Annotated in this window: 28 protein-coding genes and 1 riboswitch; of the genes, 16 read left to right on the top strand and 12 right to left on the bottom strand. The window is 66.3% G+C overall.

Annotated elements, in window-relative coordinates; genetic code table 11:
- Positions 1-87 precede the first annotated feature (87 nt).
- A complete protein-coding gene (trpB, locus tag AC1DZT_RS07985; protein WP_478006089.1) occupies positions 88-1,320 on the bottom strand; it encodes a tryptophan synthase subunit beta in 1,233 nt (410 codons plus the stop codon).
- Positions 1,321-1,629: 309 nt separating this feature from the next.
- Between trpB and AC1DZT_RS07980 the strand changes: the two genes are divergently transcribed.
- Positions 1,630-2,121: a hypothetical protein gene (locus AC1DZT_RS07980; protein ID WP_478006088.1), complete on the top strand. Its 492-nt coding sequence runs from the start codon at positions 1,630-1,632 to the stop codon at positions 2,119-2,121.
- A 12-nt stretch (positions 2,122-2,133) separates the two neighbouring features.
- Here AC1DZT_RS07980 and AC1DZT_RS07975 read toward each other — a convergent pair whose 3' ends face one another.
- The 6 genes from AC1DZT_RS07975 to AC1DZT_RS07950 form a co-directional block, all read right to left on the bottom strand.
- Entirely contained in the window at positions 2,134-2,772 is a 639-nt protein-coding gene (locus tag AC1DZT_RS07975; protein ID WP_478006296.1) for a phosphoribosylanthranilate isomerase, read from the bottom strand.
- Positions 2,772-3,131, bottom strand: coding sequence for a LapA family protein (locus AC1DZT_RS07970; RefSeq protein ID WP_478006087.1), 360 nt, complete (start codon positions 3,129-3,131; stop codon positions 2,772-2,774). Before AC1DZT_RS07970 ends, AC1DZT_RS07975 begins: the two co-directional genes overlap by 1 nt.
- Before the next feature lie 75 nt (positions 3,132-3,206).
- Positions 3,207-3,491, bottom strand: coding sequence for an integration host factor subunit beta (gene ihfB, locus AC1DZT_RS07965; protein ID WP_478006086.1), 285 nt, complete (start codon positions 3,489-3,491; stop codon positions 3,207-3,209).
- A 183-nt stretch (positions 3,492-3,674) separates the two neighbouring features.
- Entirely contained in the window at positions 3,675-5,357 is a 1,683-nt protein-coding gene (gene rpsA / locus AC1DZT_RS07960; protein ID WP_478006085.1) for a 30S ribosomal protein S1, read from the bottom strand.
- A gap of 161 nt (positions 5,358-5,518) precedes the next feature.
- Entirely contained in the window at positions 5,519-6,622 is a 1,104-nt protein-coding gene (locus tag AC1DZT_RS07955) for a YihY/virulence factor BrkB family protein (protein ID WP_478006084.1), read from the bottom strand.
- 227 nt (positions 6,623-6,849) lie between these two features.
- On the bottom strand, positions 6,850-7,608 hold the full coding sequence (locus tag AC1DZT_RS07950) for an SMI1/KNR4 family protein (protein ID WP_478006083.1): 759 nt from the start codon (positions 7,606-7,608) through the stop codon (positions 6,850-6,852).
- Between the two features lie 362 nt (positions 7,609-7,970).
- On the opposite strand from AC1DZT_RS07950, the gene ybeY reads away from it, so the two are divergent.
- From ybeY to queF, 8 genes are all read left to right on the top strand, one after another.
- Positions 7,971-8,474 carry an rRNA maturation RNase YbeY gene (ybeY, locus tag AC1DZT_RS07945; protein ID WP_478006082.1) on the top strand — a complete coding sequence of 168 codons (504 nt, stop codon included), beginning with the start codon at positions 7,971-7,973 and terminating at the stop codon, positions 8,472-8,474.
- Between the two features lie 40 nt (positions 8,475-8,514).
- The gene (locus AC1DZT_RS07940) at positions 8,515-9,567 is read left to right on the top strand and encodes a hemolysin family protein (protein ID WP_478006081.1); all 1,053 of its coding nucleotides are present in this window, start codon (positions 8,515-8,517) and stop codon (positions 9,565-9,567) included.
- Positions 9,567-11,066 (top strand): apolipoprotein N-acyltransferase, encoded by a 1,500-nt coding sequence (lnt, locus tag AC1DZT_RS07935; protein ID WP_478006080.1) that lies wholly within the window; start codon positions 9,567-9,569, stop codon positions 11,064-11,066. Before AC1DZT_RS07940 ends, lnt begins: the two co-directional genes overlap by 1 nt.
- Before the next feature lie 33 nt (positions 11,067-11,099).
- Positions 11,100-11,148, top strand: a riboswitch (SAM-SAH riboswitch).
- A gap of 8 nt (positions 11,149-11,156) precedes the next feature.
- A complete protein-coding gene (gene metK / locus AC1DZT_RS07930; RefSeq protein WP_478006079.1) occupies positions 11,157-12,335 on the top strand; it encodes a methionine adenosyltransferase in 1,179 nt (392 codons plus the stop codon).
- A 112-nt stretch (positions 12,336-12,447) separates the two neighbouring features.
- The gene (locus tag AC1DZT_RS07925; RefSeq protein WP_478006078.1) at positions 12,448-12,819 is read left to right on the top strand and encodes an ArsR/SmtB family transcription factor; all 372 of its coding nucleotides are present in this window, start codon (positions 12,448-12,450) and stop codon (positions 12,817-12,819) included.
- Positions 12,812-13,276 carry an SRPBCC family protein gene (locus AC1DZT_RS07920; RefSeq protein ID WP_478006077.1) on the top strand — a complete coding sequence of 155 codons (465 nt, stop codon included), beginning with the start codon at positions 12,812-12,814 and terminating at the stop codon, positions 13,274-13,276. The genes AC1DZT_RS07925 and AC1DZT_RS07920 overlap by 8 nt, the downstream gene beginning before the upstream one ends.
- 4 nt (positions 13,277-13,280) lie before the next feature.
- Positions 13,281-13,697: a GFA family protein gene (locus tag AC1DZT_RS07915; protein ID WP_478006076.1), complete on the top strand. Its 417-nt coding sequence runs from the start codon at positions 13,281-13,283 to the stop codon at positions 13,695-13,697.
- 98 nt (positions 13,698-13,795) lie between these two features.
- A complete protein-coding gene (gene queF, locus AC1DZT_RS07910) occupies positions 13,796-14,260 on the top strand; it encodes a preQ(1) synthase (RefSeq protein ID WP_478006075.1) in 465 nt (154 codons plus the stop codon).
- On the opposite strand, the gene AC1DZT_RS07905 is transcribed toward queF, so the two are convergent.
- On the bottom strand, positions 14,242-14,973 hold the full coding sequence (locus tag AC1DZT_RS07905; RefSeq protein ID WP_478006074.1) for a gamma-glutamylcyclotransferase: 732 nt from the start codon (positions 14,971-14,973) through the stop codon (positions 14,242-14,244). The two genes, queF and AC1DZT_RS07905, sit on opposite strands and share 19 nt — an antisense overlap.
- A gap of 117 nt (positions 14,974-15,090) precedes the next feature.
- Here AC1DZT_RS07905 and trmB point away from each other — a divergent pair, with 117 nt between their 5' ends.
- The 6 genes from trmB (at position 15,091) to AC1DZT_RS07875 (ending at position 21,118) form a co-directional block, all read left to right on the top strand.
- Complete coding sequence (gene trmB / locus AC1DZT_RS07900) at positions 15,091-15,801, top strand: tRNA (guanine(46)-N(7))-methyltransferase TrmB (protein WP_478006073.1); 711 nt, start codon at positions 15,091-15,093, stop codon at positions 15,799-15,801.
- Positions 15,802-16,019: 218 nt separating this feature from the next.
- Positions 16,020-17,372 (top strand): 3-phosphoshikimate 1-carboxyvinyltransferase, encoded by a 1,353-nt coding sequence (gene aroA / locus AC1DZT_RS07895; protein ID WP_478006072.1) that lies wholly within the window; start codon positions 16,020-16,022, stop codon positions 17,370-17,372.
- 27 nt (positions 17,373-17,399) lie between these two features.
- On the top strand, positions 17,400-17,879 hold the full coding sequence (locus AC1DZT_RS07890) for a hypothetical protein (RefSeq protein ID WP_478006071.1): 480 nt from the start codon (positions 17,400-17,402) through the stop codon (positions 17,877-17,879).
- A gap of 61 nt (positions 17,880-17,940) precedes the next feature.
- Positions 17,941-18,540, top strand: coding sequence for a (d)CMP kinase (locus AC1DZT_RS07885; protein WP_478006070.1), 600 nt, complete (start codon positions 17,941-17,943; stop codon positions 18,538-18,540).
- Positions 18,537-19,337: an SDR family NAD(P)-dependent oxidoreductase gene (locus tag AC1DZT_RS07880; RefSeq protein ID WP_478006069.1), complete on the top strand. Its 801-nt coding sequence runs from the start codon at positions 18,537-18,539 to the stop codon at positions 19,335-19,337. The genes AC1DZT_RS07885 and AC1DZT_RS07880 overlap by 4 nt, the downstream gene beginning before the upstream one ends.
- Before the next feature lie 20 nt (positions 19,338-19,357).
- Positions 19,358-21,118, top strand: coding sequence for a glycosyltransferase family protein (locus tag AC1DZT_RS07875; protein WP_478006068.1), 1,761 nt, complete (start codon positions 19,358-19,360; stop codon positions 21,116-21,118).
- A gap of 72 nt (positions 21,119-21,190) precedes the next feature.
- On the opposite strand, the gene AC1DZT_RS07870 is transcribed toward AC1DZT_RS07875, so the two are convergent.
- From AC1DZT_RS07870 to miaB, 4 genes are all read right to left on the bottom strand, one after another.
- Positions 21,191-22,207 carry a PhoH family protein gene (locus AC1DZT_RS07870; RefSeq protein ID WP_478006067.1) on the bottom strand — a complete coding sequence of 339 codons (1,017 nt, stop codon included), beginning with the start codon at positions 22,205-22,207 and terminating at the stop codon, positions 21,191-21,193.
- A 275-nt stretch (positions 22,208-22,482) separates the two neighbouring features.
- On the bottom strand, positions 22,483-22,821 hold the full coding sequence (locus tag AC1DZT_RS07865) for a hypothetical protein (protein WP_478006066.1): 339 nt from the start codon (positions 22,819-22,821) through the stop codon (positions 22,483-22,485).
- Complete coding sequence (locus AC1DZT_RS07860) at positions 22,821-23,315, bottom strand: OmpA family protein (protein ID WP_478006065.1); 495 nt, start codon at positions 23,313-23,315, stop codon at positions 22,821-22,823. Before AC1DZT_RS07860 ends, AC1DZT_RS07865 begins: the two co-directional genes overlap by 1 nt.
- 399 nt (positions 23,316-23,714) lie before the next feature.
- Positions 23,715-25,025, bottom strand: coding sequence for a tRNA (N6-isopentenyl adenosine(37)-C2)-methylthiotransferase MiaB (miaB, locus tag AC1DZT_RS07855; protein ID WP_478006064.1), 1,311 nt, complete (start codon positions 25,023-25,025; stop codon positions 23,715-23,717).
- A 140-nt stretch (positions 25,026-25,165) separates the two neighbouring features.
- Between miaB and AC1DZT_RS07850 the strand changes: the two genes are divergently transcribed.
- Positions 25,166-26,035, top strand: coding sequence for a hypothetical protein (locus AC1DZT_RS07850; RefSeq protein WP_478006063.1), 870 nt, complete (start codon positions 25,166-25,168; stop codon positions 26,033-26,035).
- Positions 26,036-26,142 lie beyond the last annotated feature (107 nt).

Here is a 26,142-nt window from a genome sequence, read left to right as displayed (position 1 = left end):
CGCGACCGCCCGGCGCCCGATTTTTCTGCGAAAAATCCCGAAGCGATTTTTCGCAGAAAAATCGAGGCTGGCGGCGGGTCGCGGGGATCAGATCTTCATGTCGAAGCCAAGGTGCTTGGCCACGGTGAAGATGTCCTTGTCGCCACGGCCACACATGTTCATCACGATGATATGGTCCTTGGGCAGCGTCGGCGCGATTTTCATCACATGAGCGAGGGCATGTGAGGGCTCCAGCGCCGGGATGATGCCTTCAAGCTTGCAGCAGAGCTGGAAGGCCTCCAGCGCCTCGGCATCGGTGATCGAGACATATTTCGCCCGGCCGATGTCATGCAGCCAGGAATGCTCCGGCCCGATGCCGGGGTAATCGAGCCCGGCCGAGATCGAGAAGCCTTCGAGGATCTGGCCATCCGGGTCCTGCAGCAGATAGGTCCGGTTGCCATGCAAGACGCCGGGGCGGCCGCCGGTCAGCGAAGCGCAGTGCTGCATCCGGTCGTCGACACCCTTGCCGCCGGCCTCGACGCCGATGATGTTGACCGAAGGATCATCGAGGAAGGGGAAGAACAGGCCCATGGCGTTCGAGCCGCCCCCGATCGCCGCGACCAGCGTGTCGGGCAGACGACCCTCACCCTCCTGCTCGGCCAGCTGCCAGCGGACCTCCTTACCGATGATCGACTGGAAATCGCGGACCATGGCGGGATAGGGATGCGGGCCGGCGACGGTGCCGATGCAGTAGAAGGTGTCGCGCACATTGGTGACCCAATCGCGCAGCGCGTCGTTCATCGCATCCTTGAGCGTGCCACGGCCCGAGGTGACCGGCACGACCTCGGCCCCCAGAAGGCGCATGCGGAAGACGTTGGGGGCCTGGCGTTCGACATCATGCGCGCCCATGTAGACCACGCATTTCAGGCCGAACTTGGCGCAGACCGTGGCGGTGGCCACGCCATGCTGGCCCGCCCCCGTCTCGGCGATGATCCTTGTCTTGCCCATCCGCCGCGCCAGGATGATCTGGCCCAGCACATTGTTGATCTTGTGCGCGCCGGTGTGGTTCAGCTCGTCGCGCTTCATGTAGACCTTGGCGCCGCCCAGATGTTCGGTCAGCCGCGAGGCGTGATAGAGGGGCGAGGGACGCCCGACGTAATGCTTCCAGAGGTCGTCCATCTCCGCCCAGAACAAGGGGTCGGTCTTGGCGAACTCGTACCGCTCCTCGAGGTCGAGGATCAGCGGCATCAGCGTCTCGGACACGAAGCGCCCGCCGAAGAGGCCGAACCGGCCATGCTCGTCCGGACCGGTCATGAAAGAATTCGGATTGTCCTTGGCCATGTCCTGCTCCCTGACGCTTGCACTCCCCTACCTAGCGCCTTGGCCTGACCGAGGAAAGGGGGGCTGTCTGCCCCCCTCGCGCTGCGCGCTCACCCCCCGAGGATATTTGCCTCTGGATGAAGGGGAAAGGGAGCCCTGCCCCCTTCATCCAGATCCAAATATCCCCGCCGGAGGCACGCCTGAGCCGGTTGGCCGCAGGCCAGAGGCGAGAACCAGGCTTGCGCGTCAGCGCGCCGCAAGGCAACGGCTTGCCCGATGGCGCGCGACGTGTTTCGCTGTATCGGGGTTTTCAGGCAAGGGATTGGGGCGATGCGACAGGGTTGGATTGCAGTGGCGCTGGCCGCATCTCCGTTTCTGGCCGATGCCGCCGGGGCGGCGCCGACCGCGGAAGATTTGCTCCGCGCCCTGGGGATGACTGCGGGCGCCGATGGCCAGGTGGCAAATGCCTGTGACGAGAGGGTGACGCCTGCCGTCAACGCCATCGACTTCGGCGGTGCGGTCGGGACCGCGGCGCTTCTGGTGATTCCCGGCGGGCCGCAGATGGCGACCTGCTACGGCGATGTGCCGGGCGACATGTATCTGATGATCGCCGAGGGCGCAGGGTTCCGTACCCTGTTCCACGGCGGCGGCTATGTCATCCTGCTTCCGACGCAGCACCGGGGCGTGCATGATTTCGCGCTCGGCGGGCCGGGCATGTCCTTTCCGGTCTATGTCTGGACCGGCAAGACCTTTGCCGCCAAGGGCAAGATCTCCGATGCAAAGTTGCAGGCGCTCGGGAATTTGCCGACCTATCCGCAGTGATCCGGGCGCCGGTCAGCCCGCCGCCCGTACGAAGCCGGCAATGCGGGCATGGTCCTTGACGCCGGGCGCCGATTCCACGCCGGAGGAGACATCGACCTGGCGGGCATTGGTCAGGCGCACCGCCTCGGCCACGTTTTCCGGTGTCAGCCCGCCGGCCAGCATCCAGGGGCGGAGCCAGCGCCGCTGCGCCACGAGGCGCCAGTCGAAGGTCAACCCGTTGCCGCCCGGCAGGGTCGCGTTGCGCGGCGGCTTGGCGTCGATCAGAAGCTGGTCGGCCACCAGCGCATAGTCGAGGATCGCCGCCAGATCGCCCTCATCCGCCACGCCCACCGCCTTCATCACCGGCAGGCCATAGCGGGCGCGGATCTCGGCCACCCGTTCGGGCGTCTCGTGGCCGTGGAGCTGCAGCATGTCGAGCGGCATCGCCTCGACGAGGGAATCGAGGAAGTCATCCGTCGCATCCACGGTCAGCGCCACCTTGGCGAGGCCGAGGGGGGCCGCCAGTGCCAGGGGGCGCGCCGCCTCCAGCGTCAGGTGGCGGGGGGATTTGGGAAAGAAGACAAAGCCCGCATAGGCCGCCCCGGCCGCAGCCACGGCCGCCACATCAGCTTCGGTCCGCAGACCGCAGATCTTGACCCGGATCTCGCCCATCATCGTGCCTTGGGGCGTTCCAGCAGGGCCAGCACCTCATCCTCGGGCAGCGAATGCTGATCCTTCATCGCCGCCAGCTCGCGCTCCAGCTTGGAGACGACCTTGGTCTGCACCCGCGCCACCTTGCGGTGCTTGTGCTCGCGCAGCCATTCCCAGATGAAGCCAAGCGCCAGCCCGACCACGGCACCAAGCCCCAGCACCACGAAGACCGGCACGTCGATCCGCCCCTGCCAGCCCAGCAGCACGGCAAGATCATCGGGCAGGAGGCTGAGAGTGACCGGGGTCCGGTTGGCCAGCGCCAGCACCAGCAGGCCCAGGGTCAGGACCAGAAGCAGGAAATATCGCAGATATCGGCTCATGCCCGCACCTTCGGATCAGGGGTTGTCCCGCCCTGTATCACCGCCTTGGCGCGGGCTTGCAAGCTTGGAGCCGCCTCAGGCCTTGCCGTTCAGCCGATCACGCAAGAGTTTGCCGGTCTTGAAGAAGGGGACCTTCTTGTCCTCGACCTTCACGGCCTCGCCGGTGCGGGGGTTGCGGCCCACGCGCGCGTCACGCGCCTTGACCGAGAAAGCGCCAAAACCGCGCAACTCGACCCGGTCGCCATTGGCAAGTGCTGCGATGATCTCGTCGAAGACAGTCTGCACGACCTTTTCGGCCACCTTTTGCGACAGATCGGGATTCGCATCCGCAATCTTCTGGATCAGTTCCGAACGGATCATCCGATACCCCCCTCGCGGTCACCCCAGCCCTGTTCCGGGCCGTTTGATGCCGCTGTTGTTCACATTACCCGTGACTGTAACGAAAATTCCGTTCCGCACAAATGAAATTGATCTGCAAAAACAGCCGACAAGCAAAAGGCCCCGCCTTTCGGCGGGGCCTTTCATCACCTGCGGTGGCTTAACTCAGCTCCGGTCGCCCTTCAGCGCGGCGCCGAGGATGTCGCCCAGCGAGGCGCCCGAATCGGAGGAGCCATACTGTTCGACGGCTTCCTTCTCTTCAGCGATCTCGCGCGCCTTGATCGACAGGCCCAGACGACGGGTCTTGGGGTCGATGTTGGTGACGCGGACGTCGATCTTGTCGCCGACCGAGAAACGCTCGGGGCGCTGGTCGCCACGGTCGCGCGACAGGTCCGAGCGGCGGATGAACGACTTGGCGCCGTTGTAATCCACTTCGATCCCGCCTTCTTCGATGGCCGAAACGGCAACCGTGATGATCGAGCCGCGCTTCACGCCGTCAACCGCGTCGGTGAAGCTGTCATCGCCCAGCGCCTTGATGGAGAGCGAGATGCGCTCCTTCTCGACGTCGACTTCGGTGACCGAGGCCTTGACGGTGTCGCCCTTGCGGTAGTTCGCAATGGCATCTTCGCCGCGCTGGTCCCAGGACAGGTCGGAGAGGTGGACCATGCCGTCGATGTCGCCGTCCAGACCCACGAACAGACCGAATTCGGTGATGTTCTTGACTTCGCCTTCGATGACGGAGCCGACCGGGTGGTTCTCGACGAAGACTTCCCACGGGTTGCGCTGGGTCTGCTTGAGGCCCAAGGAAACGCGACGCTTGGCAGAGTCGATTTCCAGCACCATGACTTCGACTTCCTGAGAGGTCGAGACGATCTTGCCGGGGTGCACGTTCTTCTTGGTCCAGGACATTTCCGAGACGTGAACCAGGCCTTCGACACCGGCTTCCAGCTCAACAAATGCGCCGTAATCGGTGATGTTGGTGACGCGGCCCTTGTGGACCGAACCCAGCGGGTAGGCCTTTTCGACGGCATCCCACGGATCGGACTGCAGCTGCTTCATGCCGAGCGAGATGCGGTGGGTTTCCTTGTTGATCTTGATGACCTGCACTTTGACAGTCTCACCAATGGCAAGGATTTCCGACGGGTGGTTGACGCGGCGCCAGGCCATGTCGGTGACGTGCAGCAGGCCGTCCACGCCGCCGAGGTCAACGAAAGCACCGTATTCGGTGATGTTCTTGACCACGCCGTCGACGGTCTGACCTTCATGCAGGTTGCCGATGACTTCCGCACGCTGTTCGGCGCGCGATTCTTCCAGGATCGCACGGCGCGAGACAACGATGTTGCCGCGACGACGGTCCATCTTCAGGATCTGGAAGGGCTGCTTCATGCCCATCAGCGGGCCAGCGTCACGCACCGGGCGGACGTCAACCTGCGAGCCGGGAAGGAAGGCAACAGCACCGCCGAGGTCGACGGTGAAGCCGCCCTTGACGCGGCCGAAGATCGCGCCATCGACGCGGGTCTCGGAGGCATAGGCCTTTTCCAGACGATCCCAGGCTTCTTCGCGGCGAGCTTTTTCGCGCGAGATTTGCGCTTCGCCACGGGCATTCTCGACGCGGTCCAGGTAGACCTCGACTTCATCGCCCACTTTGAGCGAGACGTCTTCGCCGGGATTTGCGAATTCTTTCAGATCGATGCGGCCTTCCATCTTGTAGCCGACGTCGATGATGGCCTGGCCCGCTTCGATCGCGATGACCTTGCCTTTGACAACCGTGCCCTCTTCGGGCGTGTCGATTTCAAAGCTTTCCTTCAACAGGGCTTCGAAGTCTTCCATAGTGTTTTTAGCGCACATGCAGTCGTTATCCTTTTCACGTATTTTCACTGGCCATGCGGTTGGCTCCGCCGGTCTTGCTCAATGCCAACAGGGCCGGGAGTATGCCCGACCCTGCCTTTGCTCGCGCCGCTTTACCCCTTGGGGGGGCTTATGTCCAGTATATTAAGGCCCGGATGGCACTAGCGCGAGGCATTGGCGGGGGCGGCCGCCGGGCCCTTCTTGTTGGCGGCCATCGACTGGCGGTCGAGTTCGGAGTTCAGCTCGGCCCCCACCAGGACCAGCGTGGCCGAGAGCCACATCCAGGTCATCAGCGCTACCACGGCGCCGAGCGAGCCATAGGTCTGATTGTAGCTGCCGAGGTTCTGCGCATACCAGTTGAAGACCAGCGAAAAGGCCACCATCCCGGTCGAGGCGAGCACCGCCCCCGGCGAGATCCAGCGCCACCTGGCATCGGGGCGGTTGGGGGCAAAGCGGTAGGCCACGGCCAGAAAACCCAGCATGATCAGGAAGATCGCAGGCCAGCGCCCCAGAAGGATCAGGTTCTCGGCCGCGGCGCCCAGCCAGATCAAGTCCAGAAACTTCGGCAGCAGCGCCACGGCGGCGATCAGCACCAGCCCCGTCGCGATCGTGCCGAGGGTCGAGATCAGCGACAGCGCGTTCATCCGCAGGAAGCTGCGGTCCTCGGCCACGCCATAGGCGACGTTCAGCGCCTCGATGAGGGCCTTGGTGCCGCCATTGGCCGACCAGAGCGCCAGGATCAGCGCCAGGACCAGCGCCCAGGACAGTTTGACCGGCCCCGCCTGGGTGATCGCCTTGGCCTGGTCGATCAGGATCAGCGCCGCGTCATGCGGCAGAAGCGAGGTGAAGCTGCCCAGCTGCAGCGCCACCTGCTGCGGGTCGGCGAAGAGGCCGAAGATCGAGACCAGCGCCGTCAGCGCCGGGAACAGCGCCAGCAGGCCGAAGAAGGTCAGCCCGCCCGCGACGCTCAGCACGCGGTCCTTGGAGGTCTCTTCCCAGACCCGGCGGATGGTGAACCAAAGGCCCGCGCCATCAAGTTTCGGATCGCCCGGCTGCACCAGCCCGCCATGCGGCGGCCCGTCCAACTGCAGCCGCCCCCGGGCCGAGGCGGCGACCAGGCTCGGCTGCGGCTTTTCGATCAGGCGGTTGAAGGCCCAGAGCGCCGTGCCGACGACCAGGGCCTTGGCCACCAGTTGCCCGACCCCGCCGCTTGGCCGAGGCTCGCTGCGGACCCGCGTGATCAGGATCGCCTTGCGCGCTGCCATCGTCATCCCCCAAAGCCTGCCACAAAAGACAAACGCCGCGACGCCACCAAAGGTTCCCGCCCCGCAGCCCCCGATTCGCCCCGCCCGTCCACCGCATCTTCCCCTTCGCCGCGCAAAAGGCTGTCCGCCACCCATGAACCCGCCGTCGACCTCGCCCCTGCAGAACAACGCCATGTCGCCTTCGGGCGGCAGGCGACAACCCTCCCCGCGGCAAGCATGAAGGCGGGTCAGAGGCGGAGGAGCTTGCGCAGCCGCCCCGTCACACGATCTCGCAAAGTGCCCCTCTGACGCCGCTCGGCCAAGGCTTTGCTCACGTCCTCCCAGTCTTGACAGTCACCTGGCAAGGCCTCCTCTCCCGGCAGCAGATCGCCCGCCAGGTCATGGACCCTCAGTTGGCGCGTAACCTCCTGACGCAGAAACGCCGCGAAGGACGGCCACCTCGCCCCGACCTTACCCGTGTCCCCGTGCCGGAAGTCCACGCTGCCGTCTTCGGCCAGATAGAGCTTACCTTGGGCAGCCCAGGCGCCGTTGATGGCCCCAAACCCGAAATGCATCTTTGGCGTGCCGGGGGGACGCTCGATCATGCCATAGTAGAGCCCGACAGGGGCTGCCGCCGCTGGCTCGACGCGGGAGTAATCGCCGAAGATCGCCAGGCCGAAAAGCTCCATCCCATTGGCGACGGCATAGAAATCCCGCAAGGTTCGAGGGATCTCTGCGGCAGACCGTTCCGGCACGGGAAAGGGCAGAGTGCGGGCAAGCGCATCCATTTCCGCATCGGTCAAGGCACTGAAGACACGGGCGCCGGAACGCTGAGAGCCGTCGGGTCTTGGCAGGGACCGTGTACGAAACGCGCCGTTGCGCCCTTCGACAAATCCCAAAGGGGCCAGATGCTCACGGATCGCTTCGATCGCCGCTTTCGCGGCCAGAGAAACGGATCTATCCCCCAATGCCCACTCCTGCGGTCCGAGATGCCTGACGGAAACCATGATCCCGTCCAGCCTCGCAATTCAAGTTCAGCTGTATGGACAGAATAACGAAATGAGTCAGGCTTATCGCAAAGATTGATAGGGGGGCGGCGACGGCAACACCCGCAATCGGGTGGGACCCTCCGCGCCTATGCATGTGCTGACTTCGGTGCTGCCGGACTTGCGGGCATAGCGGTGCCACCGGAGGAGATGGCGCTTCTGGGCGGAGCCATGGCGACCAACCTGCAGCCCCATGCCATACGCAACCGACCTTCCCTGTGTGGGGTTTACCCTGGCATGCCGATGTAAGGCGGATTGATCCGTCGCGACCCTTGCATCCGCGCCGTCTTCCCCTTCGGCCCGCGAAAGGCTATCAGCCGGCCATGGAAAACCTTGTCGACCTCGTCCTTGAAGATGACCGCTGGGAGGCCTTCGAGCTGGAGGCGCTGGCCACCCGTGCCGTCACGGCGACCCTGACCGAGCTGGAACTGCCGCTGAACCAATACACGATCTGCGTCATGGGCTGCGACGACGCGCGCATCGCCACGCTCAACGCCGAGTTTCGGGCCAAGCCCACGCCGACCAATGTGCTGAGCTGGCCGGCCGAGGACCTCTCCCCCGAAGTGGAGGGCGACGAGCCCTGGCTGCCCGGCGAAGGCGATCCTGCCGACCCCGAATCCCTTGGCGACATCGCCCTCGCCTGGGAGACCTGCGCCCGCGAGGCGGCGGAGGCCGAGAAGCCGATGGCAGATCATGTGACCCATCTGGTCATTCACGGCCTGTTACATTGCCTCGGCTATGATCATGTCCGCGAGGGCGATGCCACGCGGATGGAGGGGTTGGAGGTGCGGATACTTGCATCTCTGGGTCTTCCTGACCCATATTAGACGATAACCCTCTTGCAGGGCCACTCTGGACACAGGACCAATGGGCAGTAGCACCGAAGGATCGGCCTCTTCTTTGCCGGCCACACCCGACACGACCACTTCCGCCAGGAACGATTCGGAAGCCGACAAGCCTCCGCAACGCGGGCTTCTGGGGCGCCTCTTCAAACGCGCCGCCCCCGAGCCGGTGTCCGAGGACACCATCGCGCCGGTCGTGCAGACCACCACCACCCATGGCATGGGCAACCTGCGGCGCCTGCGCGTCGATGACGTGGCGATCCCCAAGGTCGATATCGTCGCGGTGGCCCAGGACATCGGCAAGGATGACCTCGTCGCGGTCTTCCGCGAACATGGCTTCTCCCGCCTGCCGGTCTACAAGGGCACGCTGGACAGCCCGCAGGGTCTGATCCTGCTGAAGGACCTCGCCCTGCAGCATGGCTTCGGCCCCGGCGGCCGCTTCTCGCTGCGCAAGCTTCTGCGCCCGATCCTCTATGCGCCGCCCTCGATGCCGGTCGGGGTGCTTTTGCAGAAGATGCAGCGCGAGCGGGTCCATATGGCCCTGGTCATCGACGAATATGGCGGGGTGGACGGGCTTGTCACCATCGAGGACCTGATCGAAACCGTGATCGGCGAGATCGAGGACGAACATGACGAGGCCGAGGATACGCTGTGGAAAGAGGAACGGCCCGGCGTCTTCCTCGCCCAGGCCACGGCGCCCCTGGAAGAGTTCGAACCGGCCCTCGGCGTGCCCCTGCGCACCAGCGAGGAAGACCAGGAGATCGACACGCTCGGCGGTCTGGTGATGATCCGCACCGGGCGGATGCCCGCGCGGGGCGAGATCGTGCCGCATGAAAGCGGGGTCGAGTTCGAGGTCGTCGATGCCGATGCCCGGCGGATCAAGCGGGTCCGCGTCCGGCTGCCAAGCGCGGTCTCTGCCGCCGCCGCCGCCGAAGTCGTCGAACGCGCCGCCGAAAAGGCCGCGGCCGAGAAGGCTGCCGCCGACAAGGCCGCGCTGAAGGCGATTGCCGCCGATTGGGCCGGGGTGCGCCAGGCCGGCGATGCGGCCGAAGATGACGCCGTGGCCAAGGCGCCCTGATGCGGCAAGGCTTTCCCGGCTGGCGGCGCGCGCTTGGTGCCGGGGCGCTTGGCGTGGCCATGGCGCTGGGACTGGTACCCTTCGGCCTGTGGTGGCTTGCGCTCGCGGCCCTGGCGCTGCTGATCCGGCTGGCCACGCCCGCCCGCCCGGGTGAGGCCGCCTGGCTTGGCTGGTGTGCCGGGGTCGGCTATTTCGGCCTCGGGCTGAACTGGATCGTCGAGCCCTTCATGGTCGATGCCGCGACCTATGGCTGGATGGCGCCCTTCGCGCTGGTCCTGATGGCGGCGGGCCTGTCGCTGTTCTGGGCCCTGGGCTTCGGTCTTGGCGCCCTCTTGCCGCGGCGCGCGCCGGGCCTCGTGGCCGGCCTGACCGCGGCAGAGTTCCTGCGCGGCTATATCCTGACCGGCTTTCCCTGGGCGCTGCCCGGCCATCTCTGGATCGATACCCCCGTGGCGCAGGTCGATGCCCTGGTCGGCCCCTTCGGGCTGACCCTCTTGACCCTTGCCGCGGCAGCACTCGCCAGCCGGTTGCGCTGGCCGGGTCTTGTGGCCGGGGGGGCGATGATCGCCGCCGGTTGGGCCTATGGGCTTTGGGCCCTGGGCCAGCCCGCGCCGCCTTCGCCCGGCGTCACCCTGCGCCTTGTCCAGCCCGATGCGCCGCAGGATGCCAAATGGGACCCCGACCATGCCCAGATCTTCTTTGACCGGCTGCTGACCCTGACCGCCGCCGCTCCGACCGCGCAGCCACCCGTCACGCCCGATCTGGTGATCTGGCCGGAAACCGCCCTGCCCTATCTGGTCGAGGATGCGCCCGAGCTGCCCGCGATGATCGCCGCCGCCGGACATGGCGCGCCGGTCGTCGTGGGGATGCAGCGGGTCGAGAACGCGGGCGCCGATGTGCGCGGCTTCAACAGCCTCAAGGTCTATGGCGCGGGTGGGGTCGAGCTTGCCAGCTACGACAAGCACCACCTCGTGCCCTTTGGCGAATATATCCCGCTGGGCGATCTGGCCTATGACTGGTTCGGCATCCGTGCCTTTGCCGCGCGCACCGGCCAGGCCTATACGGCGGGCCCGGGGCCGAAGGTGCTCGATCTGGGCAAGAAGCTTGGCAAGGTCCTGCCGCTGATCTGCTACGAGGCGGTCTTTCCGCAGGACCTGCGCGGGACGGAGCGCCCGGCCTGGCTGTTGCAGATCACCAATGACGCCTGGTTTGGCACTTTCTCCGGTCCCTTCCAGCACGCCGCCCAGTCGCGGCTGCGCGCGATCGAGCAGGGATTGCCCCTCGCCCGCGCCGCCAATACCGGCGTGACCGAGATGATCGACGCGCGTGGCCGGATCACCGCCGCCCTGCCCTTCGGCACGCAAGGCTTCCTTGACGTGGCCCTGCCTGGCGCCCTGCCCGCCCCGCCCTATGCCCGCTGGGGCGAGATCCCGGCCCTTCTGTTGCTGGCAGCCCTCGCCCTTCTGGCGTTACGCCGACAATCCTCCCCTTCCGCTTGACGCCCCCGGCCAATCGGTCTAGCGCTGGCCCCCGAACTGTCACAACGGCTTCCTGGCGTGACAGGGATCATCAAACGGAGCATTTCCCCCATGACCTCGTCCTCGCCGCGCAAGTCCTATGTCTTCACCTCTGAATCCGTATCAGAGGGGCATCCCGATAAACTGTGTGACCGCGTGTCGGACGCGGTTCTGGACGCCTTCCTGACGGTCGAGCCGAATGCGCGCGTCGCCTGCGAGACCTTTGCCACCACGGGCCGTGTCGTGGTCGGCGGTGAAGTGGGCCTGTCGGACCCCGCCGCGCTGACCGACATGATGGAGCGGGTGGATACGATCGTCCGTTCCTGTGTGAAGGACATCGGCTACGAACAGGACGAGTTCCACTGGAACACGCTTGAGGTGCAGAACTACCTGCACAAGCAATCCGCCCATATCGCCCAAGGGGTTGACCGCGACGGTGCCGGCGATCAGGGCATCATGTTCGGCTATGCCTGCCGCGAGACGCCGGAACTGATGCCGGCGCCGATCCAGTATTCCCACGCCATCCTGCGCCGTCTGGCCGAGGCGCGCAAATCCGGCGCCGAGCCGACCCTGCGCCCGGACGCCAAGTCGCAGCTGACCCTGCGCTATGAAAACGGCGTCCCGGTCGAGGTGATGTCGATCGTGCTGAGCCACCAGCATGCGCATGAAAGCCAGTCCTCCGCCGATATCCGCGCGATCGTGGAGCCCTATATCCGCGAGGTCCTGCCCTCGGGCTGGATCACCGAGAAGACCGAATGGTGGGTCAACCCGACCGGCACTTTCGTGATCGGCGGGCCGGATGGCGATGCGGGCCTGACGGGCCGCAAGATCATCGTGGACACCTATGGCGGGGCCGCCCCGCATGGCGGCGGCGCGTTTTCCGGCAAGGACCCGACCAAGGTGGACCGCTCGGCGGCTTACGCCGCGCGCTATCTGGCGAAGAACGTCGTGGCGGCAGGTCTTGCCGACCGCTGCACGCTGCAGGTCTCCTACGCCATCGGCGTGGCCAAGCCCCTCTCGATCTATGTCGACACCCATGGCACCGGCAAGGTCGAGGAGGCCCGCATCGAGGCCGCCGTCGCCACCTGCATGGACCTGACCCCGCGCGGCATCCGCACCCATCTGGGTCTGAACAAGCCGATCTATGCCCGCACCTCGGCCTATGGCCACTTCGGCCGCGCGCCGACCGAGGACGGCGGCTTTTCCTGGGAGCGCACCGATCTGGTCGATGCGCTGAAGAAAGCCGTCTGACACGACCTGAAACCCACGTTTCAAAGCCCGCGTTCCGCCAAGGACGCGGGCTTTTTGCGGGCCTTATGCATTAGCATTGACTCATTGATTAGCCGATGCTAATGATTCTGCCATGATCCAGGACCCCACCCTCTCCGCCCTGATGCGCGCTTTGGCCGACCCGACGCGGCGCACGCTGTACGAACGCCTGTCGCAGGCGCCAGAGCTGACCGTGGCCGATCTGACCAAGGGCAGCGGTGTGACCCAAGGCGCCGTCTCGCAGCATCTGAAGGCTTTGCGGCTCGCGGGCCTTGTGGCCGAACGCCCGCAGGGCCGGAACGTGCATTACCGCGCCACGCCAGAGGGCCTCGCCCCGCTCGCCACCTGGTTCGACCATTACGGCCGGTTCTGGCGCCAGAGCTTCGGCGATCTGCGTGCCCTGCTGCAACAGATTGACCCGCAACAAGATTTCCCCATTGAACCCAAGGACGCTTCCGATGCTTGACCAGATGGCCACGATCACCGTCGAAGAAGACTTTCCCCATAAACCCGCCCTGATGTGGCGCGCCCTGACCGAGGGTGCGTTGATGGCGCGCTGGATGATGCCGCCGCAGGGCTTTGCCGCGGTGGAGGGGCAGGAATTTACCTTCCACACCAAGCCCGCGGGGCTTTGGGATGGCACGATCCGCTGCCGCGTGCTGCGTGTGCTGCCCGGGGAAAGGCTGGTCTACAGCTGGGAGGGCGGCGATGACGGCAATGTCGGCTACGGCTCGCGCCTGTCGACCACGGTCACCATGACGCTGACGCCCACCGCCACCGGCACGCGGCTGAAGGTCGAACACGCCGGCTTCGAGCTGCCGCGCAACGCCTTCGCGCATGAGAACATGAGCAAGGGCTGGGTCACCCTGATGCCTCGCCTGAACGAGGCGGCGCGCGATGCCGATGCGGTGCCCCATGCATGAGTCCGTGACCCTCCCGATCACCGGCGGCTGCCTCTGCGGCGCTTTGCGCTACAGCGCCGCCGCCGCACCCCTGGTCATGGTGGCCTGCCAGTGCCTCGACTGCCAGAAGGACAGCGGCACCGGCCATGCCTGCCATGTGCTGTTCCCCTCCGACGCGGTCACCGTCACAGGGGCTGCCAGCTTCTGGCCGATGCGCGGCGACAGCGGCACGGTCAAGACCCGCGCCTTCTGCCCCAGCTGCGGCACCCCGGTCTATGGCACCTTCGAGGCGCAGCCGGGCCTCTTCGCGGTGCGCGCCGCCTCGCTGGACGACCCTTCGCTCTACCAGCCGCAATTCGTGGCCTATCACAGCCGGGCGCAGGTCTGGGACCATCTCGACCCCGCCCTGCCCCGCTTTGCCACCATGCCGCCAGGCGCCTGATCTGGGACCAGACCTGGCGCCTGCCCCTGCGGAACACTTGCCAAGCGCCGGGTTTTCAGGCAGCAGGCCCGGATTCCAAACCGGCGCGAGGCTGCCCCATGTCCAAAACCGATGTTTCCGGCCTGACCCAGCTTGGCCAGGCGACCACGATGCCCGAAGGCCCCGATCAGGCCATTCTGGAGCGGGTTCCGGCCAGCCATGCCGGCACGCTTTATGTCGTGCGCTTTACCGCACCCGAGTTCACCTCGCTCTGCCCGATGACCGGGCAGCCGGATTTCGCCCATATCGTCATCGACTATGTGCCGCGCGACTGGCTGGTCGAATCGAAGTCGCTGAAGCTGTACCTCGCGAGCTTCCGCAACCACGGCGCCTTCCACGAGGATTGCTCGCTCGACATCGCGAAGAAACTGGTGGCGCTGCTGGACCCGGAATGGCTGCGCATCGGCGCCTATTGGTACCCGCGGGGCGGCATCCCGATCGATGTCTTCTGGCAGACTGGCGCCCCGCCCGAGGGCGTCTGGATCCCCGATCAGGGCGTGGCCCCCTACCGCGGCCGCGGCTGAACCTCGGCCTGAACGCCCGTCTGCGCCGCAATCCGCGCCGCGACCAGCTGTTGCAACTGCCAGAGATGGCGGTCGTGGATGCCCTTGGCCTCCAGATGGGTGACGGTGTTCAGAAGATACTCCGCCCCCGGCCCCCAATGGCCGCAGGCCTGGGCGAGAACCTCGGCCACGTCCTCGGCGCTCAGCCTTGCGGCATAGGCGGGCGATGCGCGGTTGACCACAAAGGCGAGGGCGGGCTGCGGCCCTGCGGCGGTTTCGACAGTGATCCAGCGCGGCATGGTGTTGATCGGCTTGATGGTGAACTCGCGCCGGAAGAGCCGGTCAAGCTGGCCGGGCAGATCGTCCTGCGGCAGGGAGTAAAGCATGCCGCCGCATTGCCCGCCACGGTCCAGCGCCATCATCAGGCCGGGCTGTTCGGGCGTGCCGCGAAAGCGGATCATCCGCAGGCAGAACGACCGGTGCCAGCCGCGGGCGCGGGCGGCTTCCTCGCCGGTATGGGGGATCTCGGGCTTCCAGATCAGCGAGCCATAGGCGAAAAGCGCTGTCGGACGCTCCGGCGCGGGATGCTCGGCCAGGATGCGGTCGACCCAGGCGGCATAATCGGCATCGGTCTGCAGCACCATGCCCGGCGGCGGGCCGGTGTCGGGCACCGCGCGGTGGACGGCGGCGACATGGGCGGCGGTCAGGGTCAGGTTTCGGCGTGGTGCGGGCATGGCTTGTCCTCCCCGCAGCAGGATCCGGCCTGGCGGGGGCCGGCGTCAAGTCCGAAGACGGCTTGACGCGCCGCACCCGGGGGGACTATCCGGCCCCTCGCAGAAACGAGGCGTGACATGACCCGCGAAACCGAACCCGATGCCGATGCCGCCCCCGCAAGGCGTAATTTCTATGGCCGCATCCGGGGCAAGACGCTGCGGGCGAGCCAGAAGGATTACCTGGCCGAGGACCTCGGCCCGATGACCCTGCATGGCGTGACGCGCGAGGAGAACCCTTCGCGCAGCCTGGTCGAGATGGAGCCCTGGCGGCAGGGGCGCCCGCTCTGGCTGGAAATCGGCTTTGGCGGTGGCGAGCATATGGTGCATATGGCGGAGACCTATCCCGATGTCGCGCTGCTGGGCGCCGAGCCCTTCGTCAACGGCATCGCGATGCTGCTGGGCAAGATCCGCAAGGCCGGGGTGAGCAACCTGCGCCTGCATCCCGGCGATGTGCGCGACCTGTTCGAGGTGCTGCCCGCGGCGGGGGTGGAGAAGGCCTTTCTCAACTACCCCGACCCCTGGCCCAAGGCGCGCCACCACCGCAGGCGCTTTGTGACGCCGGATTACCTCGCCGCCCTCGCCCGCGTGCTGGTGCCGGGGGCCGAGTTCCGCGTGGCGACCGATATTCCCGATTACGTCCGCCAGACCCTGGAAGAGGTACCGCAGGCCGGCTTCACCCTGATCGACCAAGGCAGCACGCCCTGGACCGACTGGTATTCGACCCGCTACGAGCAAAAAGCCCTGCGCGAGGGCCGCGCGCCGCATTACCTGACCTTCCGCCGGGACTGACGGCTGAAACAAAGGCGCGCTTTCGCGCAGGTCTTTGTCTCGCCTCTGGCCTGCGGCCAACCGGCTCGGGCCACGCCTCCGGCGGGAGTATTTGGGCAAAGAGCAAGTGGGGCTGGGTTTGGCCGGTTTGCTCTGGGAGGCACCGGCTTGTGACTGCTGGAGGGTGGACCCTGTTCCTTGCTTGCGCTATCAGGCGGGCGGAACGAGAGGAGCCCCCCATGTCCGCCCACGGCAGCGCCCAACCGATGACCGCCCACAAATCCGGCCCGCTGAAAGGCATGGCCTCGGTGCCGGGGGACAAGTCGATCAGCCACCGCGCGCTGATCTTCGGCGCGATGGCGGTGGGGGAGACGACGATCACCGGGCTCTTGGAAGGCCAGGACGTGCTGGACACGGCCAAGGCGATGCGGGCCTTTGGTGCGACGGTGGTGCAGCATGGGCCGGGCGCCTGGTCGGTGCAGGGCGTGGGTGTCGGCGGCTTTCAGGAGCCTGCCGATGTGATCGACTGCGGCAACTCCGGCACCGGGGTGCGGCTGATCATGGGGACCATGGCCACCACGCCGATCACCGCGACCTTCACCGGCGACGCCTCCTTGCGCAAGCGGCCGATGGGGCGGGTGACCGATCCCCTGAGCCTGTTCGGCACCCAGGCCTATGGCCGCAAGGGCGGCCGTCTGCCGATGACCGTGGTGGGCGCGGCCAATGCCGTGCCGGTGCGCTATGCGCTGCCCGTGGCCTCGGCCCAGGTCAAATCGGCGATCCTGCTGGCCGGGCTGAACGTGCCGGGCCAGACCGTGGTGATCGAGAAGGAACCGACCCGCGACCATTCGGAGCGGATGCTTCTGGGCTTTGGCGCCGCGCTGACGGTGGAGAAGACCGCCGAGGGCAATGTCATCACCCTGACCGGCCAGCCCGAGCTGCGGCCGCAGACGGTGGCGGTGCCGCGCGACCCGTCCTCGGCCGCCTTCCCGGTTTGCGCGGCGCTGATCGTCGAAAATTCCGACATTTTCGTGCCCGGGGTCAGCCAGAACCTGACCCGCAATGGTCTTTATCTGACATTGGTCGAAATGGGCGCCGAGATCGAGTTCCAGAACCCGCGCACCGAAGGCGGTGAGCCGGTGGCCGATCTGCGGGTGCGGTTCAGTGGCAACATGAAGGGGATCGAGGTGCCGCCGGAACGTGCGCCGTCGATGATCGACGAATATCCGATCCTGTCGGTCGTGGCCTCTTTCGCCACGGGCAAGACCGTGATGCGCGGTGTCAAGGAGCTGCGGGTCAAGGAAAGCGACCGGATCGACGCGATGGCGCGGGGCCTCGAGGCCTGCGGTGTCACGATCGAGGAAGATGAGGACACGCTGATCGTCCACGGCATGGGCGCGGGCGGCATGCCGGGCGGGGCCACGGCCCGGACCCATATCGACCACCGGATCGCGATGAGCTTCCTTGTCGCCGGGATGGCATCGCAAAAGCCCATCTCGGTGGATGACGCCTCGCCCATCGTCACCTCTTTCCCGATTTTCGAAAGCCTGATGACCGGGCTGGGCGCCAGCCTCTCGCATGGGGCGCTTTGACCGCAAGGCCGGAAAGCTGAGGATGAGATGCGGCTTCTGAACTGGGCCCTGGCCCTCGCCACCCTGGTGGTTTTCGCGCTGTTGGCGTTTGATGTCGTGCCGCACCTCGTGGCGGCGGCCTCGGGTGGGCTGCCCTTCGATCTGCGGTTCGACGGCTATGACCTTGCGGAGGCGCGGGCCTATATGGCGGTGCTTTCCCCTGCGGGAACAGCGCTTTACCTTGGCTGGGGGCGGCTGGCGGATACGGTGTTTCCGATCCTTCTGACGCTGACGCTTTGCCTGCCGCTGCGCGGGCGCGGCCAGCTCTGGTTCCTGCCGGCGCTGGCCTATGGCATCTTCGATCTGGCCGAGAATGTCGCCGTGGCGCGGGTGCTGCGGCTGGGGCTGGATGTGGAGGCCGGGCCGGTCGGCGTGGCCTCGGGCTTCACCCAGGCGAAGTTCGTGGCCCTGGCCCTGGCCTTGGCGCTGGCGCTTTATGCAACCTGGCAGGCCTGGCGTCGCCGCTGACGCCATCAGTTTGACGGGCGGCCACGGGCGTCCTAGGCTCACCTTCCGACAGGAGCGCGCGATGATCTTCACGGTCGCCATCGACGGCCCGGCTGCAGCCGGCAAAGGCACCATCGGGCGCGAGATCGCCCGGCGTTTCGGCTTTGCCCATCTCGACACCGGGCTTTTGTACCGTGCCGTCGGCATGAAGGGCGGCGATCCGGTCGCCGCCGCAAGCACCCTTGCGCCCGAGGATCTGACCCGGCCCGACCTGCGCTCGCTTGCCGCGGGGCAGGCGGCCAGCCGGGTCGCGGTCCTGCCAGAGGTGCGCGCCGCCCTCACCGAATTTCAGCGCCGCTTTGCCCGCGCGCCGGGGGGTGCCGTTCTCGATGGCCGCGATATCGGCACCGTGATCTGCCCCGAGGCCGAGGTGAAGCTTTACGTCACCGCCAGCGCCGAGGTCCGCGCCCACCGCCGCTGGCTTGAGGTTGGCGGCGATGCGGCGCAGGTCCTGGCCGAGGTGCAGGAGCGCGACGCCCGCGACATGTCCCGCGCCGAGGCGCCGCTGCGCCCGGCCGAGGATGCCATATTGCTCGACACATCCGAAATGACGGTGGACGAGGCGGTCAAAGCCGCCATCGCTGCCGTGGAAACCCGCCTTGAGGAAAGGGCTGCATCATGACCTTGGCTTCCTTCGCCGGACTGAAGATCCCCGACCTCGCCGGCAAGGCGGTGCTGATCACCGGCGCCTCCACCGGGATCGGGGCGGCCACGGCGCGGGCCTTTGCCGCGCAGGGCGCGCTGGTCGGCCTGCATTACAACGCGAGCCAGGAGGCCGCCGAGGCGCTGGCGGCCGAGATCACCGCTGCGGGCGGCAGGGTCGCGCTGATCCGCGCCGATGTCTCGACCGGGGCCGGGGCGCGGGCGGCGGTGGATCAGGCGGTGGCGGCCTTCGGCAAGCTCGACGGGTTGATCAACAACGCCGGCGGCATGGTGCGGCGGGTGACCTACGAGAATGCGACCGAAAAGGACTATGACGAGATCATGGACCTCAACGCCCGCTCGGTCGTGGTGGCGACCGCCGCGGCGATCCCGCATCTGAAGGCGGCGGCCAGGGATGACAGCGGCTTCATCATCAACACGACCTCGATTGCCGCACGCAACGGGGCTTCGGGCGGGGCCGGGCTTTACGGCTCCTCCAAGGCCTTCGTGCATGACATGACCCGGGGTCTGGCCAAGGAGATGATCCCCTTCGGCATCCGCGCCAATGCCGTGGCGCCCGGCGTGATCACGACGCCGTTCCACGAGCGCTATTCCTCTGCCGCGCAGCTCGCCGCCAACCTCGCCACCGTGCCGCAGGGCCGCCTTGGTCTGGCCGAGGATTGCGCCGGCGCCTACCTCTTCCTCGCCAGCCGGGCGCTGTCGGGCTATATCATCGGCCAGGTGATCGAGGTGAACGGCGGCCAGTTGATGCCCTGAGCCGGCCTCAGGCAGAACGGATGACCACGCCCGGCCTGACCCTGCTGCAAGCCCTGCTCTGGCCCGCGCCGCAGCTGTGCCCGGACCCGCGGCTGACCCTGCGGCTGGGGCCTTTGGCGCAGCTGGCCGGGCAAGGCGTTGATTTTGAACCCGGCGGCGTGGTCGATTTCGACACGGCCTTCAACCTCTTCCCCCTCGCCATCTGGCGGCAGCATTGCGGCCTGCGCGATCTGCGGCTGGCGCTGCGCGGTCAGGGACGCTTTCAGCTGACGATCCGTGGCCTTGGCCCCCGGGCGCAGACCCTGCTGACGGTGGAGGTCGATCTGGCCGAAAGCCCGGTGATCGACCTTGCCCCTGCCCTTCTGGCCGATGCCCCCACCCTCGCGCTTGGCCTGCGCGCCCTGACCCCGGGCCATCTTGCGGCGGCGGACTGGCTGACGGCTGATCCGCCGTTGCACCAGCCGAAGATCGTGCTGGGCATCACCACCTTTCAACGCGAGGCTGCGGTGACGGCCTCTGCCACCCGCTTTGCCGCCTTCGCCAGGGGCCAGCCGGATCTGCATCTGGTCGTGGTCGACAATGGCCAAAGCCTGACCCTACCCGCGATGGATGGCGTCACCGTGATCCCCAGCCGCAACCTCGGCGGCGCGGGCGGCTTTGCCCGCTGCCTGCGGGAGGCGCGGGCCCTCGGCGCGAGCCATGCGATCTTCATGGATGACGATGCCGCCATCGACATGGGCGCGATTGCGCGGGTCAGGGCGTTTCTCGCCCATGCGACGGACCCGGCCACGGCGGTCTATGGCGGCTTGACGCAAGGCGCCGATCCGACGCGGATCTTCGAAAGCGGCGCCACCTTCCGGCAGATCTGCCGGCCGTTGCACCGTGGCCTCGACCTGACCTCTGCCGCCGCCTCCGTGCTGCTGGCCAGCGAGGCCGGGGAGAAACCCTTCAACTTCTACGCCGGTTTCTGGTTTCTGGCCTTCCCGCTTGCCGCGGTCCGCCATGACCCCTTTCCCTTCTTCGTGCGCGGCGATGACATTGCCTTTTCGCTGTCCAACCCCTTCCGCCCGGTCAGCCTGCCGGGGGTGATCTGCTTTCAGGATCGGGACTTTGCCGCCAAGGAGGGCGCGCTGACGCTGTATCTGGAGCTGCGCAACCACCTGATCCAGCACCTCGCCCTGCCGAAGATGGCGCTGAGCCGCTGGCAGCTGGCCCGCATCGCGATGATCTTCTTCGGGCGCAGCCTGTTGCAGCACCATGCCGATTCGATGCAGGCGCTGAACCTCGCCATCGAGGATGTGCTGCGCGGCCCCGGCTATTTCGCGAGCCATGCCGACCTTGCCGAGCGCCGCGCCCAGATCGCAGCCCTTGCGCGGGAGGAGGTCTGGCGCACCCTGACCGAGGCCCCCCCGACCCGGCAAAGGCTGAACCCGCAGGCCCCTCTGACCCGGCTTCTGCTGCTGGCCACGCTGAACGGGCTGTTCCTGCCCTTCTACGCCGCCTTCGCCAATCACGTCACGCTGCGCCCCGATCAAAGGGGCCGCTTCGGCCCGGCGCTGGGGGCGAGCCAGATCAGTTATCTGGATGCCGCGGGCAAAAGGATCATGACGGTGCGGCAGAACAAAGCGGCGCTGTTGCGCCAGGCCCTGCGCGGCGCGGGCAATGTGCTGCGCCTCCTTACGGGACATCGCCGCCGGCAGCAGATCTGGCGCGAGGGCTTTGACGCCCTGACCACCCCCGCCTTCTGGGAAGCACAATTCCAACAGGACAAAACAAAATGAGGCGGCTTTCGCCACCTCATCCTGCAGTTTTCCAACATTCAGCCGATTTCAGCGCCGATCTCAGCGCCGATTTCAGCCCTGGGCTTCGTCGGCCTCGTAAGCCTCGATGATGCGGCCGACCAGCGGGTGGCGCACCACGTCTTTCGAGGTGAAGTAGTTGAAGCTGACGCCCTTGACGCCCTTCAGGATGCGCTCGGCCTCGGCCAGGCCCGAGGCGGTGCCGCGCGGCAGGTCGACCTGGGTCCGGTCGCCGGTGATCACCATCCGGCTGCCCTCGCCCAGACGGGTCAGGAACATCTTCATCTGCATCGAGGTGGCGTTCTGCGCCTCGTCCAGCACGACGAAGGCGTTCGACAGCGTGCGCCCGCGCATGAAGGCGAGGGGGGCAATCTCGATCCGCTTTTCTTCGAGGAGCTTCTGCACCTGCTTGGCGGGCAGGAAATCGTTCAGCGCGTCGTAGAGCGGCTGCATGTAGGGATCGACTTTTTCCTTCATGTCGCCGGGCAGAAAGCCCAGACGCTCGCCCGCCTCGACCGCGGGGCGGCTGAGGATGATCTTTTCCACCGCGCCCGAGATGAACATGGTCACGCCGACCGCCACCGCGAGATAGGTCTTGCCGGTGCCCGCAGGCCCGATGCCAAAGCCCATTTCATTGGCGAAGAGGTTGGCGACATAGTTCTTCTGCGCCTCGGTCCTTGCCTCGACCCCCTTCTTGCGGGTGCGGATCTCCATCGCGCCGGTCTGGAACATCTCGATCTGGTCGCCGATCGGGCGCACGACGTCACTGGCCGGGCGGCCCATCCGGATCGAGCCGTCGATGTCGCCGGCCGAGATATGCTTGCCAGCCTCAAGCCGGGCATAAAGCCCGCGCAACACGGCACAGGCCTGTTCGCGCGCAGCGCGGTCACCGATCACCGCCAGCCGATTGCCACGTCGCAACACATGCACACCCGTCTGATGTTCAACCTGTGCGAGGTTGCGGTCAAATTCGCCGCACAGTTCGATCAAGAGGCGATTATCCGGAAATTCCACCAATGTTTCCACGATGTCTTCCGGACGGGTCGGGGGGGTCAGCGCGCTGATGCCCAATGGGCTCTCCTTCTGGTGCTACATTCAGTCGAAGTTTTCAGGTCGTCCGCAATCTGTAGTTCCGTATCCCAAGTCTGGCCCTGCAAGGCCTGTGAGTCCAGTACGGAATTGGCTTGCAGGCTCACACTTGCTGAAGGGTGCGACATTACGATTACAAAATAGGCGCGGCGGGAAAGTCTTCAAGGCGGCGAGGGGGTGCCGCACCGGCCAAAGCGGCAATAAATAAGGGGCCACAGCGTGCTGCGGCCCCTTGGCACTCTTGAAATACACTGGAGTCAGTTCGTCGGGACCCAGTCCGGAATGTCCGGGCTCTGCCGACGGTAATCCCCCAGCACGGTGCCCGGCGGATAAAGGTTGTTGCAGACCGGCAGGCCGGATTTCGGATCGTACCGGCGGCCCGAGTAGCCTTCGGCCCCGTCGTCGATGATCCAGCCCTGGCAGCCATCGGGGTCATAGGCGATGGCGGCCTGGCTGTCGCGCAGGGCGCCGCCGTCCACGCCGGTGTCATGCGCGGTCGCGATCACTTCGTTCGGACCCGCTGCATAGGGGGCGAGGTCGTTGCAGGCCGACAGGGTGCTGATCGCCAGAACCCCGGTGAGGAAAACCATGCGCATCAGTTTTGCCCCCAGGTATAGCAGACCACTTCGACGCGGCGGTTCTGTTGCATGCCCGCCGCCGTCGCGTTCGAGGCGATCGGGTGGCGCTCGCCAAAGCCGAGCTGGCGTTCGACCACGCCGCCGACCGAGCGGGCGACATCGCCCACCGCCTTGGCGCGGCGCTGCGACAGGTTCATGTTGTATTCATCCGAAGCGCGGCTGTCGGTATGGCCATAGATGGCATAGCCGAAGGCCCCGGCATTCTGGAAAAACGCGGTCAGGCGGCGACGGCCTTCCGCTGTCAGCTGGGCCGAGTCGGTGGCAAACAGCGTGTCGGTGTTCGCCGTCAGGCAGGTGTTCTTGGCCAGGCAGACCGGCCGGCCGGTCTTGGGATTGACGCGGTCCAGCATATAGCCTTCCAGGCCGCCATCCGCCCACCAATGCATGCAGCCGTCGTCATCGACCCAGATGCCCCAATTGATCTTGCCGGCGACCTGCGGCGGTTGCTGCACCGCAACCCCCTGCGCCATCGCCATATTCGCGCCGAAGAGCCCAGCCGACAGGGCCCCCGCCCCTATCGCCATCCTCAAAGCGCTGGAAAAACGTTCCACAGCCAAGGCCTCCTGAAATTGTACCAATAGACCGCGCCCCATGCCGCGTTCTTGACACAGAATTGCCTTGAGCCCGGCCCGAAGTAAAGCATAAACAAGACTAAGCGCTTGAATTTACAGGTTAATTGTCCTCGTCACGGCACCAGAGCCCCTCATGCTACCCGATTGGCGCGAGTCTGGAAACGTCTGGCCGCATTTTCGCCACAATTAGAAATCCTCCGCCGCCACAAAATATGGCAGAAAGCCGAACGGCGGCCGCGAGGGCCGCCGTCGTGTCTGACCGGGCAGAGAATCAGCCTCTCAGCCGACCGGGACCGCCGCGAGGGAGTTGCTGGAGGCGCCGGTGATCCTCACCCGCACGAGGTCGCCCACCTGGGCGCCCGGATGGGCGACATGGACGGCCATCAGATGTTCGGACTTGCCCACCATCTGCCCCGGCAAGCGACCGGGCTTTTCGTAAAGCACCGTGGTCTGCCGGCCCACCATCGCCTCCTGCGCGGCGCGCTGCTGTTCGGTGATCAGCGCCTGCAATGCGTGCAGCCGGGCATCGGCCACCGCGGCGGGCAGTTCGGGCTTCTCCGCCGCCGGGGTGCCGGGACGGGGCGAGTATTTGAAGGTGAAACAGGCGCCATAGCCGACCTCGCGCACCAGGTTCAGCGTGTCTTCGAAGTCCTGGTCGGTCTCGCCGGGGAAGCCCACGATGAAATCGGAGGAGAAGAGGATATCCGGCCGCGCCGCGCGGAACCGGTCGAGCAGGCGCAGGTAACCCTCCGCCGTATGCTTGCGGTTCATCGCCTTCAGGATGCGGTTGGAGCCGGATTGCACCGGCAGATGCAGATAGGGCATCAGCTTGGGCTGGCTGCCATGGGCCGCGATCAGATCCTCGGTCATGTCATTGGGATGGCTGGTCATGTAGCGGATCCGCTCCAGCCCCTCGATCTGCGCCAGTTCGTCGATCAGATGGGCAAGGCCAAGATCGCGCCCCGCGCTTTGGCCGTGATAGGCGTTCACATTCTGGCCTAGAAGCGAGATTTCCCGCACCCCGCGCGAGACCAGGCCGCGCGCTTCGGCGAGCACGCGGTCCACCGGACGGCTGGTTTCGGCGCCGCGGGTATAGGGGACGACGCAGAAGGCGCAGAACTTGTCGCAACCTTCCTGCACGGTCAGAAAGGCGGTGGGGCCGCGGCGGCCCTGGCGTTCGGGCAGCAGGTCGAACTTGGATTCGGCGGGAAAGTCGGTGTCGACCGGGCTGCCGCCCTTGCGGGTCAGCTCTGGCAGGCGGTGATAGGCCTGCGGGCCCACGACCAGATCCACCAGCGGCATCCGCCGCATGATCTCGGCCCCTTCAGCTTGTGCGATGCAGCCGGTCACGCCGATCTTCATGTCAGGCCGCGCCTGTTTCAGCGGGCGCATCCGGCCAAGGTCGGAATAGAGCTTCTCCCCCGCCTTCTCGCGGATGTGGCAGGTGTTGAGAAGGACGAGATCGGCCTCCTCGGCCACTTCGGTCATCACATAGCCCTCGGGCGCCATGGCTTCGGCCATGCGCTCGCTGTCATAGACATTCATCTGGCAGCCGTAGGTCTTGATGAAAAGCTTCTTGGGGTCGGACATGGGGGCACGGATGTTGGGGACCCCGCAGCCCATACGCCAAGCGCGCGGTCTTGGCAACGCCGGCCCCCGGGGTCGGCCCGCACCCTCTTGCGTTACGCGCGCCCTTGCGAGACCTTGGCGCAAAGACCACGGGATGACTGATGCACTACCCTTCGCTTGAGGACTTTCTGGAGAACGGCAAGGCGGCGCTGGCCAAGGGGCCGGTGGCGATCATCCTGGCCGAGGACGCGGTCGAGGTCGGATCGACGCTGCGCCACCACCTGGCGGCGGGCTTCGTCCAGGTCCTGCTGCTCACCGACCCTTCGGTGCCGCTGGAACCGGCGCTGGAGCCGCGCATCCACCGGATCGACTATGACGCGCTGGCCGATCAGGCGATGATGTCGGCGGTCAACCGGGTGGCGGATGCGGCGCCGGGGATCTGGTTCTACTACTGCTACAATGCCGAATATCTGTTCCACCCCTTCTGCGAGACACGCAACATCCGCGAGGCGCTGGCCTTCCACACCGAGGAACGCCGCGATGCGGTGCTGTCCTATGTCGTCGATCTTTATGCCGACGATCTGGAGGCCTTCCCAAATGCCGTCTCGCTGGACCGCGCCCATCTCGACCGGTCGGGCTATTACGCGCTGGGGCGGCCGGATGCGGCCAACCACAATTACCCCAAGGAGCGCCAGCTGGATTTCTTCGGCGGGTTGCGCTGGCGGTTCGAGGAACATGTGCCGCCCGCCCGGCGCAAGATCGACCGGATCTGCCTGTTCCGCGCCAAGCCCGGGCTGCTGCTGCGGCCGGATTACACCTTCTCGGACGAGGAATACAACACCTACGCCTGCCCCTGGCACCACAACATCACCACTGCCGTGGCAAGCTTTCGCACCGCCAAGGCACTGAAAAGCAACGCCGGCTCGCGGTTCGATATCCAGACCTTCCGCTGGCACAATTCGACGCCCTTCACCTGGAAGAGCCAGCAGCTGATGGATCTGGGGCTGATGGAACCGGGCCAGTGGTTCTGACCGCCGGGGCACGATTTTTCGCCGAAAAATCGATCTGGCCGCCTCGATTTTTCTGCGAAAAATCAGATCCGCCCCTTGGCCCAACCCCCGATTTTTCGCAGAAAAAT

This window comes from Rhodobacter sp. P1_C2 (genome assembly GCF_056406375.1).
Note: the sequence above shows the minus strand (reverse complement) of the source record. Positions and strands in the feature narration are given on the sequence as shown.